General features: G+C 71.0%; 18 protein-coding genes. 13 read left to right on the forward strand and 5 right to left on the reverse strand.

The features are described from left to right. Positions 1-185 precede the first annotated feature (185 nt). Positions 186-356, forward strand: coding sequence for a hypothetical protein (locus ACSW7Y_RS08810; protein WP_438125925.1), 171 nt, complete (start codon positions 186-188; stop codon positions 354-356). Positions 357-383: 27 nt separating this feature from the next. Beyond that, the gene (gene nadE, locus ACSW7Y_RS08815) at positions 384-1,220 is read left to right on the forward strand and encodes an ammonia-dependent NAD(+) synthetase (protein WP_438125926.1); all 837 of its coding nucleotides are present in this window, start codon (positions 384-386) and stop codon (positions 1,218-1,220) included. 54 nt (positions 1,221-1,274) lie between these two features. Here the strand turns inward: nadE and ACSW7Y_RS08820 are convergent, their stop codons facing one another. Next, positions 1,275-1,919: a TetR/AcrR family transcriptional regulator gene (locus ACSW7Y_RS08820; protein WP_438125927.1), complete on the reverse strand. Its 645-nt coding sequence runs from the start codon at positions 1,917-1,919 to the stop codon at positions 1,275-1,277. Between the two features lie 150 nt (positions 1,920-2,069). Between ACSW7Y_RS08820 and ACSW7Y_RS08825 the strand changes: the two genes are divergently transcribed. The 6 genes from ACSW7Y_RS08825 (at position 2,070) to ACSW7Y_RS08850 (ending at position 9,265) form a co-directional block, all read left to right on the forward strand. Next, entirely contained in the window at positions 2,070-3,752 is a 1,683-nt protein-coding gene (locus tag ACSW7Y_RS08825) for an ABC transporter substrate-binding protein (protein WP_438125928.1), read from the forward strand. A 116-nt stretch (positions 3,753-3,868) separates the two neighbouring features. After that, a complete protein-coding gene (locus ACSW7Y_RS08830) occupies positions 3,869-4,693 on the forward strand; it encodes an ABC transporter ATP-binding protein (RefSeq protein ID WP_438125929.1) in 825 nt (274 codons plus the stop codon). Beyond that, positions 4,690-5,502, forward strand: coding sequence for an ABC transporter ATP-binding protein (locus tag ACSW7Y_RS08835; protein ID WP_438125930.1), 813 nt, complete (start codon positions 4,690-4,692; stop codon positions 5,500-5,502). The genes ACSW7Y_RS08830 and ACSW7Y_RS08835 overlap by 4 nt, the downstream gene beginning before the upstream one ends. Continuing rightward, positions 5,499-6,584, forward strand: coding sequence for an ABC transporter permease (locus tag ACSW7Y_RS08840; protein ID WP_438125931.1), 1,086 nt, complete (start codon positions 5,499-5,501; stop codon positions 6,582-6,584). Before ACSW7Y_RS08835 ends, ACSW7Y_RS08840 begins: the two co-directional genes overlap by 4 nt. Before the next feature lie 2 nt (positions 6,585-6,586). Beyond that, complete coding sequence (locus tag ACSW7Y_RS08845; RefSeq protein ID WP_438125932.1) at positions 6,587-7,654, forward strand: ABC transporter permease; 1,068 nt, start codon at positions 6,587-6,589, stop codon at positions 7,652-7,654. 162 nt (positions 7,655-7,816) lie between these two features. Further along, positions 7,817-9,265 carry an SPFH domain-containing protein gene (locus tag ACSW7Y_RS08850; RefSeq protein ID WP_438125933.1) on the forward strand — a complete coding sequence of 483 codons (1,449 nt, stop codon included), beginning with the start codon at positions 7,817-7,819 and terminating at the stop codon, positions 9,263-9,265. Between the two features lie 39 nt (positions 9,266-9,304). Here ACSW7Y_RS08850 and ACSW7Y_RS08855 read toward each other — a convergent pair whose 3' ends face one another. Together ACSW7Y_RS08855 and ACSW7Y_RS08860 are read right to left on the reverse strand one after the other, a co-directional pair. Continuing rightward, the gene (locus ACSW7Y_RS08855) at positions 9,305-9,694 is read right to left on the reverse strand and encodes a hypothetical protein (protein WP_438125934.1); all 390 of its coding nucleotides are present in this window, start codon (positions 9,692-9,694) and stop codon (positions 9,305-9,307) included. Between the two features lie 148 nt (positions 9,695-9,842). Continuing rightward, positions 9,843-10,787 carry a phosphotransferase gene (locus ACSW7Y_RS08860; RefSeq protein ID WP_438125935.1) on the reverse strand — a complete coding sequence of 315 codons (945 nt, stop codon included), beginning with the start codon at positions 10,785-10,787 and terminating at the stop codon, positions 9,843-9,845. Positions 10,788-10,906: 119 nt separating this feature from the next. Between ACSW7Y_RS08860 and ACSW7Y_RS08865 the strand changes: the two genes are divergently transcribed. Together ACSW7Y_RS08865 and ACSW7Y_RS08870 are read left to right on the forward strand one after the other, a co-directional pair. Beyond that, complete coding sequence (locus tag ACSW7Y_RS08865) at positions 10,907-13,072, forward strand: MDR family MFS transporter (protein ID WP_438125936.1); 2,166 nt, start codon at positions 10,907-10,909, stop codon at positions 13,070-13,072. After that, on the forward strand, positions 13,044-13,679 hold the full coding sequence (locus ACSW7Y_RS08870) for a TetR/AcrR family transcriptional regulator (RefSeq protein WP_438125937.1): 636 nt from the start codon (positions 13,044-13,046) through the stop codon (positions 13,677-13,679). The genes ACSW7Y_RS08865 and ACSW7Y_RS08870 overlap by 29 nt, the downstream gene beginning before the upstream one ends. 81 nt (positions 13,680-13,760) lie before the next feature. Here ACSW7Y_RS08870 and ACSW7Y_RS08875 read toward each other — a convergent pair whose 3' ends face one another. Both ACSW7Y_RS08875 and ACSW7Y_RS08880 read right to left on the reverse strand, forming a co-directional pair. Next, positions 13,761-14,039, reverse strand: coding sequence for a GlsB/YeaQ/YmgE family stress response membrane protein (locus ACSW7Y_RS08875; protein ID WP_438125938.1), 279 nt, complete (start codon positions 14,037-14,039; stop codon positions 13,761-13,763). Positions 14,040-14,179: 140 nt separating this feature from the next. Beyond that, complete coding sequence (locus ACSW7Y_RS08880) at positions 14,180-14,443, reverse strand: glutaredoxin family protein (RefSeq protein ID WP_438125939.1); 264 nt, start codon at positions 14,441-14,443, stop codon at positions 14,180-14,182. A gap of 72 nt (positions 14,444-14,515) precedes the next feature. Between ACSW7Y_RS08880 and ACSW7Y_RS08885 the strand changes: the two genes are divergently transcribed. Genes ACSW7Y_RS08885 through ACSW7Y_RS08895 form a run of 3 tightly spaced genes read left to right on the forward strand, consistent with a single transcriptional unit; the run spans position 14,516 to position 18,602 of the window. Next, positions 14,516-15,535, forward strand: a complete 1,020-nt coding sequence (locus ACSW7Y_RS08885) for a PrsW family intramembrane metalloprotease (protein ID WP_438125940.1) — start codon at positions 14,516-14,518, stop codon at positions 15,533-15,535. A gap of 50 nt (positions 15,536-15,585) precedes the next feature. Continuing rightward, positions 15,586-17,271 (forward strand): adenosylhomocysteinase, encoded by a 1,686-nt coding sequence (locus ACSW7Y_RS08890; protein WP_438125941.1) that lies wholly within the window; start codon positions 15,586-15,588, stop codon positions 17,269-17,271. Further along, complete coding sequence (locus tag ACSW7Y_RS08895) at positions 17,268-18,602, forward strand: amidohydrolase family protein (RefSeq protein ID WP_438125942.1); 1,335 nt, start codon at positions 17,268-17,270, stop codon at positions 18,600-18,602. Before ACSW7Y_RS08890 ends, ACSW7Y_RS08895 begins: the two co-directional genes overlap by 4 nt. The last annotated feature ends 89 nt before the right edge of the window (positions 18,603-18,691 follow it).

The raw sequence follows: 18,691 nt of genomic DNA on the forward strand, positions 1-18,691 counted from the left end.
GGGGTGACCGGCACCCGCGCCCTCCCGGGAGGCGGCGCGTTCGGGTCGCGGCCTCCCACGCCGGTGCGGTGGCGATCGGGTCACCACCGCACCGGCGTCGCCCGTTCGACGGCCCCGCGCCCCGCGCGTCGCCTCGCGCCCCGCGCGTCGCCTCGCGCGACGCCGTCCCATCGACGAGGAGCACCGTGCACGACCACGACACCCACCCACTCGACCGACACGTGGGGCCGCCCCACGTCGAGCGCTTCCGCCTGACGCACGCGCCCTCCGAGACCCTCTCGGTCGTCTGCACGTGCGCGATCGGCGCCGACCACGACAACACCATCCACCCGGCCCGCACGACACCTGTCCGCTGAGGCGCGGTCGGGGGGATACTGGCTCTCGTGCGTGAACTCCAAGCCCAGATCGCGGCGGACCTCGACGTCCAGCCCACCATCGACCCGCAGCAGGAGATCGACCGCCGGGTCGGGTTCCTGCGCGACTACCTGCTGACCACCGGCGCGAAGGGGTACCTCCTCGCGATCAGTGGCGGACAGGACTCCACCCTCGCCGGCAAGCTCACGCAGCTCGCCGTCGAGTCCCTCCGGTCCGACGGTCACGACGCGTCCTTCACGACCGTGCGCATGCCGTACCGCGTGCAGGCCGACGAGGAGGACGCGCAGCTCGCGCTGCAGTTCATCGGAGCCGACCCCGGCATCACGGTGAACATCGAGCACGGCGTCGACGGGGTCGTCCAGGACACCCTGGCCTCAGGCGTCGAGCTGAGCGACTTCGTCAAGGGCAACGTGAAGGCCCGGATGCGGATGGTCGCCCAGTACGCCGTCGCCGGGCAGCGCGGACTCCTCGTGGTCGGGACCGACCACGCGGCCGAGGCCGTGACCGGGTTCTTCACGAAGTACGGTGACGGCGGTGTGGACCTCACCCCGCTGACCGGCCTGACGAAGAGCCAGGGCCGCCAGCTCCTCGAGTTCCTCGGCGCCCCGGCCCGCCTGTACGAGAAGGCACCCACCGCGGACCTGCTCGACGACCTGCCCGGCCAGACCGACGAGGCGAACCTCGGGCTCACCTACGCCGAGATCGACGCGTACCTGCAGGGCCACGACGTCCCGGACGAGGTCGCCGAGGCGATCGAGTCGCGCTACCGTGCGACCGCGCACAAGCGCGCCGTGCCGGCGACGCCGTTCGACGACTGGTGGCGCGCGACCGTCGACGCGCGGTAGACGCGTCCACCTGACGGACGGGAGGCACGCTGCTGGCCCGCACCGTGCCTCCCGTCAGTGCGCAGTGTGGGACGCGACCGTCGGGCCGGGCCGCAGCACCTCGTTGACGATCGCCTGGATGGCGAACTCGCTCGCCGCCGCGAGGTCGACCGCCGTCGGATCGAGGAGCCACTGCAGCTGCAGGCCGTCCATGACGGCGAGGATGGCCGCCGCAGCGTGGTCGACCGCGACGGGGTCCGACACGCCCTCGTCCACGCAGAGTGCGCGGAACGCGCCCTCGACGTCGGAGCGCAAGGTGCGGTAGCGGTGCTCGAAGTAGCCGCGAGCCGGGTGCCCGTCCGTCACGGACTCCGCCGACAACACCGTGAAGACCTGCACGATCCCCGGTCGCTCGCGGTTCCGCAGCGCCGTCCCGACGAGGTGCATGAAGAGTCCCGGCCCGGTCGGCATCTGCTGGTCGTCGAGGTGCGCGACGTCGTCGCGGTCGCGGAACCGGAGCACCTCGAGCAGCAGGTTCTGCTTGGAGCCGAAGTGGTGCAGCACGCCGGCGTGGGTCATGCCCACCTGCTCGGCGATGTCCGCGAGGGTGCCGTTGGTCGATCCCTTCGCCCCGAACGTCTCCGCAGCCGCACGCAGGATGTCGCGGCGCTTCCGCTCGGTCTCGGGCCGCGCACCGGTGCTGTTCACAGCTGTCGTCATGGCGCCACTCTCTCGCTCGGTGCCTGGGACGGGAGCGTAACACCGTTGTGAATCGTTACTTGCTTTCTGGTCAGTAAGCAGGTTAGGTTCGGCCGCAGTCGCCTGGGAGGCCAGGCCACGGAAACAACGTCGTTCCCGGAGGAAGAAGCAATGAAGCTGACCAAACACCTGATCACGGCCACGGCCGTCGTGGCGCTCGGCGCCTTGGCGCTCACGGGCTGTGCGAGCAACGGACAGGGCGGCGGGTCCGGTGGCTCGGCCGGCTCGTCGTTGACGATCGCGAAGCCGGACGGGTCCGCCGTCCTCGCCACGCAGATCAACAACCCGTTCATCAGCACCGGCTCGGGCATGTCGCTCGGGTACGACCGGATGATCTTCGAACCGCTCGCCATGGTGAACCCGGTCGGGAAGAACGAGACCACCCCGTGGCTCGCCTCGAAGGTCGAGTGGAACAAGGCCTACACGCAGCTCACGGTCACACCACGGTCCGGCGTGAAGTGGAGCGACGGCAAGCCCTTCACCGCCGACGACATCGTCTACACGTACAACCTCATCAAGAACAACCCCGCCTTGGACCTCGCCGGCATGAAGCTCACGAGCGTCGCGAAGGAGGGCGGGAACGTCGTCCTGGAGTTCAGCGAGTCGAAGTTCGTCAAGCAGGGCGACGTCCTCCAGGTGAGCATCATCCCCGAGCACGTGTGGAAGGACATCAAGGACCCGACGAAGGACGCCGTCAAGGACGCCGTCGGCACCGGTCCGTACACGATCTCGACGTTCTCGTCGCAGGGCGTCGTGCTCAAGGCCCGTTCGGACTACTGGGGCGGCAAGGTGCCCGTCGCGCAGCTGAAGTACCTCGAGTACAACGACAACACCGGGCTCCTCCGCGGCCTGCAGAACGGCGAGACCGACTGGGCGCAGATCTTCATCACCGACTTCCAGAAGAACTACGTCGACAAGGACCCGAAGCACAACGTCTTCTGGGGCGCGAACATCCTCAGCCCGGACATGATCACGGTGAACACCACGAAGGCGCCGTTCGACAACGTGGCCTTCCGCAAGGCCGTCAACATGGTCGTCGACCGCAAGGCCCACGCCGAGAAGGCCCGCAGCAACGCCGGCCCCGAGCTCAAGAACGTCACGGGCATCCCGCAGCCGACCGGTGACCAGTACATCGCGGACCAGTACAAGGACGAGGAGTTCTCGATCGACGTCGAGGGCGCCAAGAAGGTGCTGACCGACGCTGGCTACACCTGGAAGAGCGGCGCGCTGATGGACCCGTCCGGCAAGGCCGTGTCCTTCACGCTGCAGAACCCGCAGGGTTGGAACGACTACGTCACCGGCATCCAGCTCATCGCGACGCAGGTGAAGAAGACCCTCGGCGCCGACGTCAAGGTCTCGACGCCGGACGCCGACACGTGGACCTCGAACATCGCGACCGGCAACTTCGACGCCGCGCTGCACTGGACGGGATCCGGGTCGAACCCGTGGCACATCTACGACGACACGATGAACGGCTCGTACCTCGAGCAGGAGAACAACGGGCAGGTCGCGGACAACTTCGGACGCTACGACAACCCGGAGGCGACCAAGATGCTCCAGGAGTACGCGAACGCCACGGACGACGCCACGCGGACGAAGCTGCTCGACCAGATCCAGACGATCTTCGTCGACGAGGTGCCGGCGATCCCGATCGGGACGCACCCGCAGCTCGGTGAGTACAACACCCGCGAGTTCACGGGATGGCCGAGCGAGGACGACCCGTACGCGACGGCCGACCCGACGACGCCCCAGGCCGTGCAGGTGCTCATGAACCTCAAGCCGGTCAAGAAGTAGACCCCGAACCCGGGGCGGCGCCGAGGCAGCGGCGCCGCCCCGCCTCCGGTGAGCACGGCGACCCGCCACGGCGGGCGCAGGGCCGCACCTCCGGCGAGCACGAAAGCGACAAGCACATGTCAGGAACCCTCCTCTCCGTGCGCGACTTCTCCGTCGTGTACGACGTGGACCCGCCCGTCCGGGCCGTCAAGAACGTCGACCTCGAGATCGGCCGCGGCGAGATCGTCGGGCTCGCCGGTGAGAGCGGCTGCGGCAAGACGACGCTGGCGTACGGCGTCCAACGACTCCTCCGACCCCCGGCCGTCATCACGAGCGGCTCGGTCACGTTCCACGACGCGGACGGCACCGACGTCGACCTCAACGCCCTCGACGCGGAGGCCATGCGCCGGTTCCGCTGGGACAAGATCTCGATGGTGTTCCAGAGCGCGATGAACGCCCTGAACCCGGTCGCCACGATCGGCTCGCAGCTCGAGGACGTCTTCGAGGTGCACCGACCGGACCTCAGCCGGGCCGAGCGGCGGCGCGCCGTCGTCGAGCTGCTCGAGATCGTCAAGGTCGGGGGCGCTCGGCGGCGGTCGTACCCGCACGAGCTCTCCGGTGGCATGCGGCAGCGCGTGATGATCGCGATGGCCCTCGCCCTCCGCCCGCAGCTCATGGTGATGGACGAACCGACGACCGCGCTCGACGTGCTCGTGCAGCGCGAGATCCTCAAGCAGATCTCGCAGCTGCGGCACGAGTTCGGGTTCTCGGTCGTCTTCATCACGCACGACCTCCCGCTGCTGCTCGAGATCAGCGACCGGATCGCGATCATGCGGGAGGGCGAGATCGTCGAACTGGCGAGCGCCGAACGCATCTGGAACGCCCCGCAGCACCCCTACACCCAGCGACTCCTCGCGTCGTTCCCGCGCCTCACCGGCGAGAAAGGGGTGGTCGCACGATGACGACCCTCGAGTTCCGCACCGTCACCAAGACCTACAACGTCCGCGGGTCCGGTCAGCTCCGCGCCCTCGACGCGGTGAGCTTCACGCTGTCGTCTGGACAGACGCTCGGTCTCGTCGGGCAGTCCGGCAGCGGCAAGTCCACGATCGCCAAGATCCTGACGCAGCTCGAACGGCCGACGAGCGGCACCGTGCTCCTCGACGGCAAGCCCGTCCCGACCTTCGGGAAGGGCTTGCGGAAGTACCGGCAGCAGCTGCGGATGGTGTTCCAGGACCCGTTCGCCTCGCTCAACCCGTACCACTCCATCCGGCACCACGTGGAGCGCCCGCTCCGCCTCGACCACGTCGTCCCGTCCCGCGAGGTCGACGCCGAGGTCCGGCGGCTCCTCGAACGGGTCCGGCTCGAAGCGGACGCCGTGATCGACCGCCGTCCGCACGAGCTCTCCGGCGGCCAACGGCAGCGCGTCGCGATCGCCCGGGCGCTGGCGTCCCGGCCGTCGCTCCTCGTCGCCGACGAGCCGGTCTCGATGCTCGACGTGTCCATCCGGCTCGGCGTGCTCGGTCTGCTCGCGGAGCTGCAGCGCGAGGAGGGCCTCGGTGTGCTCTACATCACGCACGACCTGGCGACCGCGCGGCACTTCAGCGACGAGATCATGGTCCTCAACCAGGGTCGGGTCGTCGAGCAGGGCCCTGCCGACGACGTGATCCTGAACCCGCAGGACCCCTACACGCGCGAGTTGCGCGCCGCGTCCCCGGACCCCGAACTCCACTTCCGCAGGCTCGCGGAGCAGCACGCAGGAGGTGCGCGTTGAGCGTCACGATCGACGGACCGACCGGTCCGGCACCGGTGGACCCGACCCTCGTCGGCACCACCGCAGCGGCAGCCGACGGGCAGGGCCGTCGCGTCCCGTGGCGGTTCATCGGCGGGCGCGTCCTCTTCTACCTCTTCACCCTCTGGGCGGCGATCACGCTGAACTTCTTCCTGCCGCGGATGCTCAAGGGCGATGCGGTGCAGGCCTTCATGGCCAGGAGTCAGGGCCAGATCACGCCGGATGCCGAGAAGGCACTGCGGGCACTGTTCGGGCTCGACAGGACCGTGCCGCTCTGGCAGCAGTACGTGAACTACTGGGACATGCTCCTGCACGGCAACCTCGGCATCTCGATCTCGACGGGACTCGCACCGGTCGGCGAGGCCATCGCCTCCGCGCTGCCGTGGACCCTCGGCCTGGTCGGCGTCGCGACGATCATCTCGTTCATCACCGGGACGGCCGTCGGCGCGGTCATCGGGTGGCGTCGTGGAAGTCGTCTCGACGCGCTCGTCCCGGTGACGACCTTCCTCGGGACGGTGCCGTACTTCTGGCTCGGCCTGATCTTCATCGCGGTGTTCTCGACCGCCCTCGGGTGGTTCCCCGCCGGGCACGCGTACGAGATCGGCGTCGAGCCCGGCTGGAACGGCGCGTTCATCGGCGAGGTGGTGTCGCACGCGGTCCTCCCGGTCGTCACGATCGTCATCGTCTCGCTCGGCGGTTGGGTCCTGGGGATGCGGAACATGATGCTGACCGTCCTCGACGAGGACTACATCACCGTCGCGCAGGCGAAGGGCATGCCGAACCGACGCGTCCTCTGGAAGTACGCCGCGCGGAACGCCGTGCTCCCGCAGATCCAGAGCTTCGCGCTCGCCATCGGCTTCATCGTCGGCGGCACGCTCGTCATGGAGATGGTGTTCTCCTACCCCGGCATCGGACTGCTGCTGCTCAACGCCACGAACGCCAAGGACTACGCGCTCATGCAGGGGATCTTCCTCGTGCTGGTGCTCGCCGTCCTCGTCGCGAACGTCATCGCCGACATCGCGTACGCCGTCCTCGATCCCCGCACCCGCCAGACGGAGTCCTGACCATGACCACCGAGAAGACGCCGATCCTGATCAACCCCGTCGGTGCGGGCGCCCCGGAGACCGCGGCGGTCGTCACCGACGAGCCCTCCGGACGCACCGCGCGCGGGGGCGACCGCACCTTCTGGTCGCAGCTCCGCGCCTCCACGGCGATGTTCAGCAACCCGAAGTCGGCGACCGGCCTCGTCATCCTCGGGGTGTTCGCGATCGTCGCGGTGTTCGCACCGCTCATCGCGCCGGACGACCCGAACGCGCAGAACCTCGACGCGACGCTCCAGCCGCCGTCCTTCCAGCACCTGCTCGGGACGACGCACATCGGGCAGGACGTCTTCAGCCAGCTCGTCTACGGCACCCGCGGTGTGCTCGTCGTCGGCTTCCTCGCGACGATCATGGCGACCGTCGTGGCGATCGCGGTCGGTGTCACCGCGGGCTACCTCCGCGGCTGGAAGAGCGAGTCGCTGTCGGCACTGTCGAACGTGTTCCTCGTCATCCCCGGCCTACCGCTGATGATCATCGTCGCGTCGCAGTTCCAGGACCCGCCGCTCTGGGTGGTGGCCGCCGTGCTCGGCTTCACCGGGTGGGCGTGGGGTGCTCGTGTGCTCCGCGCGCAGACGATGTCGCTCCGCAACCGGGACTTCATCCAGGCCGCGAGGGCGAACGGCGAACCGCTGCACCGCATCATCCTCGTCGAGATGCTGCCGAACCTCATGGCGATCATCGCGTCGAGCTTCGTCGGGACGATGACCGCGGCCGTCCTCGGCCTCACGACGCTCGCGTTCATCGGCGTCATCCCGGTGTCGAACCTCAACTGGGGCACGATCCTGTTCTGGGCGCAGCAGAACAACGCGTTCCCGGACTACTGGTGGTGGTACGTCCCGGCCGGGCTCTGCATCGCGCTGCTCGGCGTCGCGCTGTCGCTCATCAACTTCGGCATCGACGAGTACGTCAACCCGCGGCTCCGCTCCGCCGGCGAGCGTGCCCGCTCGATGAAGAAGAAGGGGATGAACCCGACGGCCGCGGTCACGCAGGTCCGCACCGGGTCGAGCACCCCGGACGGCGCGGACGGCTCGTGACGTCGGCACGCTGACGCGTCGCCGGCCGGGAGGCGCGGTGCAGGTCCGTCCTGCACCGCGCCTCCGGCCGTCGGTACGCCCCGGTAGGGTGGAGCGAACAGAACAACACATGCGGAATCCCGGTTCGGCACCCGTCGGACGGTGTTTCCGCGAGGGGGAGACATGGAAGTCCTGTTCGCACTCGGCGCCGTCCCGCTGGTCATCGTGGGCGTGATCGTCCTCGCGGTGATCGTGCTCGTCTACGCCAAGCTCGTCTACCGCAACGCGGGTGCGGACGAGGCGCTCATCATCACCGGCAAGCGGTCGCGCAAGGTCAAGAACGCCGACGGCACCGAGACCGTCGAGTCCGGCATCAAGGTCGTCCTCGGCGCGGGCGTGCTCGTCCGACCGTTCTTCGAGCGCGTCGCGAAGCTGTCGCTGAGCTCGCGCGCGATCGACATCAACGTGAACGCGCAGGACTCCCGCGGCGTCACGATCGACGTCGAGGCGGTGGCGCTCGTCAAGGTGGGCGAGGCCGACGCGTCCATCCGGGCCGCCGCGCAGCGTTTCCTCGGCCAGGAGAAGAAGATCGACGACTTCGCGCGCGAGGTCCTGTCGGGTTCCCTCCGCGCGTCGATCGGTGCGACCGACGTCTCGACGATCATCCGCAACCGCGACCAGCTCACGGTGGCGGTCCTCGACGTCGCGAAGGACGCCCTGCACAGCCAGGGTCTCGACGTCGACTCGTTCGAGATCAAGGGCATCTCGGACCGCAACGAGTACATCAGCGACCTCGGCCGTGCCGAGCGTGCCCGTGTCCGGCTCGAGGCCGAGAACGCCGAGGCGCAGGCGGACCGTGAAGCCCGTGAGGCCCGTGCCCGCGCCGACCAGGCGATCGCCGAGGCCGAGAACGCGCTCGCGATCCGTCGCGCCGCACTGCAGCTCGACTCCGACCGGGCGTCGGCGGAAGCGGCTGCCGCGGGCCCGCTCGCACATGCCCGCGCCGCCCAGGGCGTCGTGGAGCAGGAGCAGCTGACGGCGCAGAAGCGTGCCGAACTCCGTCGCGCGGAGCTCGAGTCCGAGGTCACCGCCGTGGCCGAGGCGAACGCCCGCAAGACCCGACTCGAGGCCGAAGCCGCTGCCGGAGCACAGGTCGAGACGGCCCGTGCGCAGGCCGAGGCCCGACGCATCTCCGCCGAGGCCGTCGCCGCCGAGGCCCAGGCCGAGTCCGAAGCCCGCAAGCTGGCCGCCGACGCCTCCCGCGCCGAGGGAGAGGCAGCGGCTGACGCGATCCGCGCCAAGGGTCAGGCCGAAGCCGACGCCACCAAGGCCCAGGCCGACGCGCTCGCACAGCACTCCGAGGCGGTGCTCCGGGTCAAGGCGATCGAGACCCTGCCGAGCATCGCGCGCGAACTCGCCGCGCCGATGGGCAACATCGACAAGCTGACCGTGGTGTCGTCGGACGGTGCCGGGTCGCTCTCGAAGAGCGTCGTGAGTCAGTTCAGCGAGGTCGACGCACTGCTCGGGACGACCGCCGGCTTCACGCTGAGCGACATCGTGAAGAGCACCACCACGGGGCAGGCCGCTGCGCGTGCGGTCGCACGCGAGCAGGGGACGGCCGCCGCCGAGTGACCCGGCCGAGCAGGAGGCACCACGACGGGTGCGGCGGGATCAGACCTCGCCGCGCCCGTCGTCGTCCGCGCGGTCCTGCAGGGGTCGGCCGGCGTCCTCACGTTCCTGCGACAGGCGCTGCTGCCAGACGACACTGCGCGCGGCACCGCCGAGGACGTCGTCGACGCTCCGATCGGTCTGCGCGGCCAGTGCGCCGCTCAGCCCGGCGGTCAGGGTGCCGCCCGCCGAGGCGAGGCGTTCGACGACCTCCTCCTGCCGCGGGGTCAGCGGCTCGTCGACGAGGTCGTCGACGGTGTCGCGGATGTTCTGCTCGCTCGCGTCGAGCGAGGCGTCGTCCCCCGCGTGCAGTGCGGCGGCCTCGCCGACGACGACGAGCCCGAGTCGAGCGGCGTCGTCCTCGGGACGGTTCTGTGCGTGCTCTCCGGTCATGGCGTGGACGGTACGCCCCCGGACGGGCTGAGTCTGGACGCGGCCGTCCCCCTCGTCGACCGTGCGCGGACGGTCGGGAGGCACGGCAGACCCCGGAGGGCCGCGTACCTGGCGGGGTCTGCCGTGCCTCCGGTGCGGTGGTCGCACGTCAACGCGCCGTGGCGGCCCACCGTCGGAGCACCCAGCGTGCGGCGGCGACCCCCTCGCTCCGCTGGAAGTCGCGAATGGTCGGCATCGCGGGGGGCGCGGGCTGCGCCGCCTTCTCGAGGAACAGCCCGGCGAGTGCCGCGAGCACAGCGTCGACCGTGGTTCCGTCGAGTCCCGCGAAGACCGGATGGGAGTCGAGATGGTGGTCGACGTCGTCGTCCTCCCCCCGGACGAGGACGTCGAGGAGGTAGGTCAGCGGGTCGAGCCAGTGCGCCCCGACGGACGCCCAGGGCCAGTCGACGACCCAGACGAGACCGTCGTCGTCGACCAGGAGGTTGTCGGCCCGGCAGTCGGCGTGCACGAGGTGGTCGCCGTCCACCAGCGAGTCGGCCCCGCGCGCCGCCGCCGCGAGACGGTCCGCTGCCGCCGCGACGTCCTCCGGGACCTCCGGGGCCAGAGCGGTCGCGAGCATCCGGTCCCACGCGGCGAACTCGTGGCGGAGGTCGTCGGCGACGCGGGGGAGCGCGGCGAGCGTGCCGGTCGCACGGGGCAGGGTGTCGAGCGCGTCGAGGACCGCCGTGGTGTCGTGTCCGCGTCCGTCGGCGCCCGGATGCCGACCGGCGACGTCGTCGAGCACGAGCGCGATCCAGTCGTCGCCGTCGTGCACCTCGTCGAACGCGGCGATCAGTCGCGGCGCCTGCACCTCGGGCGGGATCGCAGCCATCACCCGCGCCTCACGCCGGTGCAGGTCCGCGCTGTCGCCGTTGCGGGACCGGGCGACGCTCTTCACGAACGCGCGGCGGCCCTCCGCTGTGACGACACGGTCGGCGCTGCCGGGCGACCATCCCGAGGCCTGCGAGACCGCTTCCACGACCGGACCGCCGAGCGCGGTCTCGATCCGTGCCCGCAGTGTCGTCGGTACCTCGGTCCAGCTCGTCCGCCCCATCGGACCACGCTAGCTGAGAAGCCGTACACGGAACGTGCACGACGGCAAACATGCATTGCAGGCAAACGTGCTGCTGATGTAATGTTGCGCAGTCTGCAAGTTTGAGAGTAGGGAACCAGATGTCCACTGCCACCGCACCGGTCGAGGTGCAGCGCGGGCGATCGTCGGCTCCGTCGGTCACGCCGGCGAAGCCGATCATGTCGCACCGGCAGATCCTCCTCGTCATCTACGGCCTGATGGCCGGGATGTTCCTGTCGTCGCTCGACCAGACGATCGTCGGGACGGCGATCCGCACGATCGGTGACGACCTCCACGGGCTCGACCAGCAGGCCTGGGTCACGACGGCCTACCTCATCGCGAGCACCATCACCACGCCGATCTACGGCAAGCTCTCCGACGTCTTCGGCCGCCGGCCGCTCTACATCTTCGGCATCGCGGTGTTCATCCTCGGGTCGCTGCTCTCGACGCTCTCGACGTCGATGATCATGCTCGCGGCGTTCCGCGCGTTCCAGGGCATCGGCGCGGGTGCGCTCATGTCGCTGCCGCTCGCGATCATGGGCGACATCCTCGCGCCGCGTGAGCGTGCCAAGTACCAGGGCTACTTCCTCGCGGTGTTCGGCATCTCCTCCGTCATCGGCCCGCTCATCGGTGGCCTGTTCTCGGGTGCGAACGAGATCCTCTGGATCACCGGCTGGCGCTGGGTCTTCCTCGTGAACGTCCCGATCGGCATCGGCGCGCTCATCATGGTCATCGCGTTCCTGCACCTCCCGAAGTTCGGCGACGCCAAGGCCAAGCCGCGCATCGACTGGTGGGGCGCCACCTCGGTCATCGTGACGCTCGTGCCGCTGCTGCTCGTGGCTGAACAGGGCCGAACGTGGGGCTGGGGCTCCGCGGCCGCCATCGCCTGCTACGTGGTCGGTGCGCTCGGGCTCGTGGCGTTCCTGGTGATCGAGTCGCTCATGAAGGACGACGCGATCATCCCGCTCAAGCTCTTCCGCTCCGGTGTCTTCTCGATGGCGACCGGCCTCGGCTTCCTCGTCGGGTTCGCGATGTTCGGCGCGATGCTGACCATCCCGCTGTACCTGCAGATCGTGACCGGGCTCACCCCGACCGAGTCCGGGTTCGCCACGCTCCCGATGATCGGCGGGCTCATGATCGCGTCGATCGCCTCCGGCCAGATCGTCGCCCGGACCGGCCGCTACCGGATCTTCCCGGTGATCGGCACCGCGCTCGTCTCGCTCGGTTACGTGGTCCTGACGTTCATGACGATCGACAAGCCGCTCTGGTTCCTCATGATCGGCATGTTCCTCATCGGGCTCGGCCTCGGCCAGCTCATGCAGAGCATCACGCTGGCGTCGCAGAACTCGGTACAGCCGCGGGACATGGGCGTGGCGACCTCGTCGGCGACGTTCTTCCGCCAGATCGGCGGCACGCTCGGCACGGCCGTCCTGCTCTCGGTCCTGTTCTCGATCATGCCGACGAACATCCTGCACGCCACCGCCGACCGTTCGAACCTGTCGTCGGCACTCGACGCCGCGCTGAACCCGACCGTCGCGTCGGCGAAGGCCAACCAGGGCGTGATGGACCAGATCTGGAACCCGATCGTCGAGCCGGTGCAGAAGAACGTGCAGCAGCAGCTCGACAGCGCCTCGGCCCGAGCGAAGACCGCGGCGGACACCGCGGTGACCGAGCGGGTGACCGCCGCCGTGCAGCAGCAGGTCGCCGCCGGCGCCGTGCCCGCCGCGGCCGCACAGTCGGTCATCGACCAGCAGGTCGCCGCCGCCACCCCGGCCGCCGAGCAGCAGGCCCTGACCGCCGTCGCGGAGAAGGCGCACGCCAGCGTGCAGGACGGCACCGTCTCCGTCGACTGGGCGGACGCCGCACAGCGCTCGTACTGGGTCGACCAGCTCACCCCGAAGCTGTCGAGCACGATCGAGGACAAGGCGTCGTCGAGCAGCTCGAGCAGCAGCTCGGAGACGAGCGACACGTCGTACCTCAACGGTGCCGACAAGGCCCTGACGCGACCGTTCATGTCCGGGTTCAACGCCTCGGCCGTGACCGTCTACTGGGTCGGGTTCGCCGTGATCCTGCTCGCGTTCGTGCTGAGCTGGTTCTTCAAGGCGCCGCCGCTCCGGAAGAGCTCGGCGCTCCAGGAACAGGCCGACTCCGCCGGCACCGCTGACGACCTCGAGGTCCAGGCGGTCCGGGCGGCCGACACCATGGGTTCGCCCACGGCACCGACCACCGGGTCGATCAGTGTCCAGCGCGACCGTACGGACGCCTGACCCGACCGGAGCCGTCCGCACCACCGCGGACGGCTCCGGTCCGGACGCCGGCGCCTGCGGGCTGCGCGAGCGGAAGAAGCTGCAGACCCGCGCCGCGATCCACAGCGCCGCGCTCGACCTCGTCACCGCCCACGGGCTCGCCGGGGTCACCGTCGAGGAGATCTGCGCCGCCGCCGGCGTCGCCACCCGCACCTTCTTCAACTACTTCCCGTCGAAGGGCGACGCCGCACTCGGACTCGGGGCGTCTGCGGTCCCCGAGGCTGCGCGAACGGCGTTCCTGGCCGCGACCGGGCCGCTCGTGACGGACCTCTGCGACCTCGTCGCACGGACCGTCACCCTGCCCGAGGACCGTCGCCGGATGAAGGACCTCCTCCGGGCCCGGCCGGAGATGGTCCCGACGATGCTCCAGTGGATGTCGGACACCCGCACCCGCGTCGCCGAGGTCGCCGGGGAACGGGCCGATGCGGACACCGCGCGGACGGCCGTCACCCTGGTGATGGCGGCCGTCATCGAGACCACGCACCGCTACGCGGTGGCGTCGCGGGCAGAGCTCGCGGAGCGCCTGCGCGACGTGGTGGCGGAGATGGGTCGCCTCGCCGGTGGGTGACACGGTTCCACAACGCAGACGGACGGGAGGCACGGTGCGCGTCGGACGCGCACCGTGCCTCCCGTCCGTGGGTCGCGACCCCTAGCGGGTGCGGGCTCCGCGCCCGGCGAACCGCGTGTAGATGAACAGCACGATGATGGCGCCGATGATCGACCCGATGATGCCGGCGGGCTGGAAGAACCCACCGCTGGCGTCGTGGTTGAAGATCAGGTAGCCGAGGAAGCCTCCGACGAACGACCCGACGATCCCGAGGACGATGGTCATCAGGATGCCGATGTTCTGCTTGCCGGGGATGACCAGGCGCGCGATCGCGCCGGCGATGAGTCCGATGATGATCAGGCTGATGATGAGACCGAGCACGGTGTGCCTCCTTGTGTGGGGGAAGACGTGCTCGGCGGGTACCGTGCACGACCAGTCCCGTAGACAACACCCCGGCTGCTCGGCACCCTCCCAGGGAAGCGGAGCCGCCCGGCCCCGAGGACCGCGACCGCCCGGCCGGGTCAGACCAGCCCGGAGGCCTCCAGCTCACCGCGGAGCTCGGCGTCCGACGGCTCCACGAAGTGCTTGCCGTTCGGCAGCACCACGACGGGGATGTTCTTCCGCCCGCTGATCGCCTCCGCGCGGTCGGCAGCGGACAGGTCCGCCTCGACGTCCACGTAGTCGTAGTCGATCCCGAGCCCGTCGAGCAGCGCCTTGCTGCGTCGGCAGTCGCGGCACCAGTCCGCGCCGAACATGGTCACCTTGTCGAAGGTCGTCTCAGCCATGCGGGGTACGACGCTCGACGCCCGCCGTGCATTCCCGGACAGGCACCGGGTCCGACGGAGCACGATCGGTCCATGAGCCTCCCCCTCGATGCGGTCCACCCGCACCACCGCCACGGTTGGTGGTGGAAGACGCTGCTCGCCGGCTTCCTGCTCTGGGTCGTCACCATCGTCGTCACCGTGCTGACGCGGAACACCAACCTCGTCCCGACGATCATCCTGCTCGGCAGCTTCCTCGTCCCGTTCACGGTCGTGCTCTTCGTCATCGAGCGGGTGACCGGCACGATCAGCACCATGCAGCTCGTCACGGCGTTCTTCGTCGGCGGGATCCTCGGCGTGCTCGGTGCGTCGTTGCTCGAGGCGAACCTCCGGCAGGACGCCCTGCTGTACGTCGCGGTCGGCTTCGTCGAGGAGTTCGTCAAGGGGGTCCTGCTCGTGGTCGTCGCCTTGCGGGTGCGGCCGAAGACGGCGCGCCAGGGAGCACTCCTCGGCGCGACGATCGGAGCGGGGTTCGCGGCGTTCGAGTCCGCCGGGTACGCCTTCAACGCCGCGATCACTGCGCGCGGCATCGACCTGGTGTCCCTGCTGCAGACCGAGGTCGTGCGGGCACTCCTCTCGCCGGTCGGGCACGTGCTGTGGACCGCGATCCTCGGCGCCGTGCTCTTCGGCGCGGCCCACGGCGGCGTCCGCCTGCGCTGGTCGTGGGCGATCGTCGTGGCGTACGTCGGGGTGTCGCTCCTGCACGGGCTGTGGGACAGCAACTCGACCCTCGCGACGCTCCTCGCCTTCGTGTTCACCGGCACGCCGCTCTCCGCGGCGCGGGGGCCGTACGTCCCCGCCGACGTCGCGAACCTGTCGACGACGCTGTACGTGGTGGGCCTCGCGATCGTGACCGCGATCGGGGTGGCGGTCCTCGTGACCGTGCTCGTCCGGCACCGCCGACAGGACCGCGCGCTGGTCGCGGCACTGCCCGACCGTGCGGACGCTGCCGGTCCGGACGGGCCCGCGACGGTCGCCGTGCCGGCGTGGCTGTCCAGTGGGTCGGACGCCGACGCGACCCACTGGGACCGCACCCCGCCGCCGCACGCGCACTGACGCCCTCGGCCCGGGGACGTGGCGTTCCCCACGCGCCCTACGATGTCCCCATGCCGCAGCGACCCGACCCCGCCCGGGCCGCCTGGGCCTCCGCAGCCGTCCGCCGCTTCGCCGCCGCCACGAACCTGCTCGTCGCCGCCCGCCGCTTCCGCATCGTCGGCGGTGACCCCGCCGACGTCGCCGTGCTGCACACCCTGCTGACCGGCCTCGGCGCCCGCCCGGCCGCCGACCAGGAGCCCGTCGACCAGCTCTGGTGTCTCGGCGACCCCGCCGAGACCACGCCCGCGATCGAACGCGAAGCCGACCGTCCCCGAGGCGCCGCCCTCGTCGTCGTCGACGCCGGTCGACACCTCCCCGCGGTGGACGAGGACGCCTTCGGGCCGGTCGCCCCGGTGCGGCCCGGCGTCCTCGGCGTCCCGACGCTGTCCGACGACGTCTTCCTCGTCTCGACCGGCCGCGACCCCGAGACCGACCCGGCCGCCGAGGCCCGGGTCCGGTGGGCACGGCGCTGGATGCCGGTGTCCCGGACGGTAGCGCGCGAGCTCGGGGACGGGGGACTGCTGCGCGGCACCCGCGTCGCCGTCGCCATGGTGCTCGAACCGAAGACCGCCGTGCTCGCCCTGCTGCTCCGCGACGCCGGGGCCGTCGTCGTCGTGTACGCCCACGCCGACGAGACCGACGACGCCGTCGCCGACGTCCTCCGTGCCGCCGGACTCCCCGTGTTCGCCCGCGCCGGTGCGTCGCTCGCCGAGCAGAAGGCGCTGGCGCTCGCGATGCTCGACACTGCGCCGCACATCGTCCTGGACGACGGCTCGCACGTCATCCGCCTGCTGCACCAGGACCGGCCGGACCTGCTCCCCGTGATGCTCGGCGCGGCCGAGGAGACCACGAGCGGACTCCGCCCCCTGCGCACCATGGCCGAGCGCGGCACCCTGGGCATCCCCGTCGTCGCCGTCAACGACGCCCGCACCAAGACCTTCTTCGACAACCGGTACGGCACCGGGCAGTCGACCGTGTCCGCGACGCTCGACCTGGTCGACCGGCTCCCGTCCGGCGCGCACCGGGTCCGCTCGGGAGGCACGGCCGTCGTCGCCGGGTTCGGTCCGGTCGGCGAAGGGGTCGCGATGGTGCTCCGCGCGCTCGGCTTCGTCGTCGTGGTCGCCGAGACCGACCCGGTGCGCGCCCTGCAGGCCGCCTTCGCCGGACACGTCGTCGCCCCGCTCGCCGACGCCGTCCGGGATGCCGACCTCGTGGTGAGCGCCACCGGCGTCCGCGACACGCTCTCGCTCGAGGTCCTCCGGGCGACGGCGGCGGGCGCCGTCGTCTCGGTCGCGGGCGGCGTCGATCAGGAGATCGCCGTCGAGGACGCACTCGCCGCCGGCGCCGTCACCACGACCGAGGCGGCCGACGTCGAACGGTTCGCGTTCCCGGACGGTCACCACGTCGTCGTGCTCGACCGTGGCGGGTGCATCAACGTCACGGCGGCCGAGGGCAACCCCGTCGAGATCATGGACCTCTCGTTCGCCGCGCAGCTCGGCGCCGTCCGCATGCTCCTGGAGCGCGGCGACGAACTCGACCGCACCGTCGTGCCGATCGACCCTGCGGTGGACGACGCGACCGCCCGCGCGGCGCTCGCCGCCTTCGGGACCCGTCCCGTGCCTCCCGGCCGGCTCGGCGAGCACCCGGCGGACCGCGAGCCCGACGTCCGGACCCACCGGTTCGGGGACCCGTCGTGAACGTCGTCGTCCACTCCGCACGGGTGGTCGTCCCGATGACCGCGCCACCCATCGCAGACGGAGCGGTCGCCGTCCAGGGCGACCGCATCCTGCACGTCGGCGACCGCTCGTGGGTCGTCGACCAGCTCGCCGCGAGCGGCGTGCCCTTCACCGAGCGCCGCTGGCGCGGTGCCCTCCTGCCCGGACTCGTCAACGCGCACACGCACCTGCAGTACACCGGCATGTCCGGTGTCGGGCAGGGCCGGTACCAGGGCTTCGAGGACTGGGCGGCCGCGTTCAACGTCGAGTACGCGGAGCCGCACGACTGGCGAGCCGAGGCCGCCGAGGGGGCGACTGCATCGCTCCTGGCCGGGGTCACGAGCGTCGCGGACGTCGTCACCGACATCGAGGCCGCGACCGCGCTCGAGGACGCCGGGCTCGGCGGCATCGCCTACTGGGAGGTCATGGACTGGGAGAACGCGGCGTGGCAGGAGCGCGGACGCGACCAGGTGCTCGACGAGCTCGCCCGGATCCCGACCACCCCCGGCGCGGGCCTGTCGCCGCACGCGCCTTACTCCCTCGACGTCGGGCCGCTGCTCGAGCTCCCCGACATCGTCCGGCAGCGCGGACTCCGTCTCCACCTGCACCTCGGTGAGGCGGCCTTCGAGGGGGAGCGGACCGCGATCGAACCGGTCCCCGGACTCGACGGGGTCGTCGGCGTCGGACACGGAGCGGACTGGCACCTCGCGAACGTGCCGTCCTTCCGGGCGATGCGGGCCCTCGGGTTCGGCGCGAGCGCGACCTCGTTCGTCGACCGGCTCGGCGTGCTCGGACCGGACTGCCACGTCGCGCACGGCGTCTACATGACCGCGGCCGACCGGGCGCTCCTCCGGGCACGGGGGACGGCCGTCGCACTCTGCCCCCGGTCGAACGCGGTCATCGGGCTCGACCCGCCGCCCGTCGCCGACTACCTGCGCGAGGGCAGCCCGATCGCGATCGGCACCGACTCGCTGTCCTCGTCGCCGTCCCTCGACCCGATGGCCGACGTCACCGCGCTCCACCGGATCGCGCGGGCGCAGGGGTACCGCGGGCACGACCTGCACGAACGGCTGCTCGCCGCGGCGACCCTCGGCGGCGCGCACGCGATGGGCCTCGCGGTCGGCCCGGACCGGATCGGGCACCTCGCCGTCGGGGCCCGGGCGGACCTCGCGGTGTTCGACGTCGACGCCCGCACCGTGCCGGACGCGCTCGCCGAGCTCGTGGAGGACGGTGCCGGTCGTGCGGTCGCCACGGTGGCCCGGGGCGTGGTGCGGGTGGTCGACGGCGCTCTCGTCGGGCACAGCGCTCCGTAGTCCACCCCGTCGCCCGCCGCCCCACGCCGGTCCGCCCCGTCGCCCGCCCCCCAGTCCGCCTTGTCGCCCGTCGCCCCCAACGCCAGCCC

The sequence above is a fragment of the Curtobacterium flaccumfaciens genome, from assembly GCF_051548005.1.
Classification (GTDB): Bacteria; Actinomycetota; Actinomycetes; order Actinomycetales; family Microbacteriaceae; genus Curtobacterium.

Excerpts from the sequence above, each read along its gene's own strand:
- ACSW7Y_RS08820 (WP_438125927.1), bottom strand. The coding sequence starts at position 1,919 with ATGACGACAGCTGTGAACAGCACCGGTGCGCGGCCCGAGACCGAGCGG.
- ACSW7Y_RS08825 (WP_438125928.1), top strand. The coding sequence starts at position 2,070 with ATGAAGCTGACCAAACACCTGATCACGGCCACGGCCGTCGTGGCGCTC.
- ACSW7Y_RS08830 (WP_438125929.1), top strand. The coding sequence starts at position 3,869 with ATGTCAGGAACCCTCCTCTCCGTGCGCGACTTCTCCGTCGTGTACGAC.
- ACSW7Y_RS08835 (WP_438125930.1), top strand. The coding sequence starts at position 4,690 with ATGACGACCCTCGAGTTCCGCACCGTCACCAAGACCTACAACGTCCGC.
- ACSW7Y_RS08845 (WP_438125932.1), top strand. The coding sequence starts at position 6,587 with ATGACCACCGAGAAGACGCCGATCCTGATCAACCCCGTCGGTGCGGGC.
- ACSW7Y_RS08850 (WP_438125933.1), top strand. The coding sequence starts at position 7,817 with ATGGAAGTCCTGTTCGCACTCGGCGCCGTCCCGCTGGTCATCGTGGGC.
- ACSW7Y_RS08855 (WP_438125934.1), bottom strand. The coding sequence starts at position 9,694 with ATGACCGGAGAGCACGCACAGAACCGTCCCGAGGACGACGCCGCTCGA.
- ACSW7Y_RS08860 (WP_438125935.1), bottom strand. The coding sequence starts at position 10,787 with ATGGGGCGGACGAGCTGGACCGAGGTACCGACGACACTGCGGGCACGG.
- ACSW7Y_RS08865 (WP_438125936.1), top strand. The coding sequence starts at position 10,907 with ATGTCCACTGCCACCGCACCGGTCGAGGTGCAGCGCGGGCGATCGTCG.
- ACSW7Y_RS08880 (WP_438125939.1), bottom strand. The coding sequence starts at position 14,443 with ATGGCTGAGACGACCTTCGACAAGGTGACCATGTTCGGCGCGGACTGG.
- ACSW7Y_RS08885 (WP_438125940.1), top strand. The coding sequence starts at position 14,516 with ATGAGCCTCCCCCTCGATGCGGTCCACCCGCACCACCGCCACGGTTGG.
- ACSW7Y_RS08890 (WP_438125941.1), top strand. The coding sequence starts at position 15,586 with ATGCCGCAGCGACCCGACCCCGCCCGGGCCGCCTGGGCCTCCGCAGCC.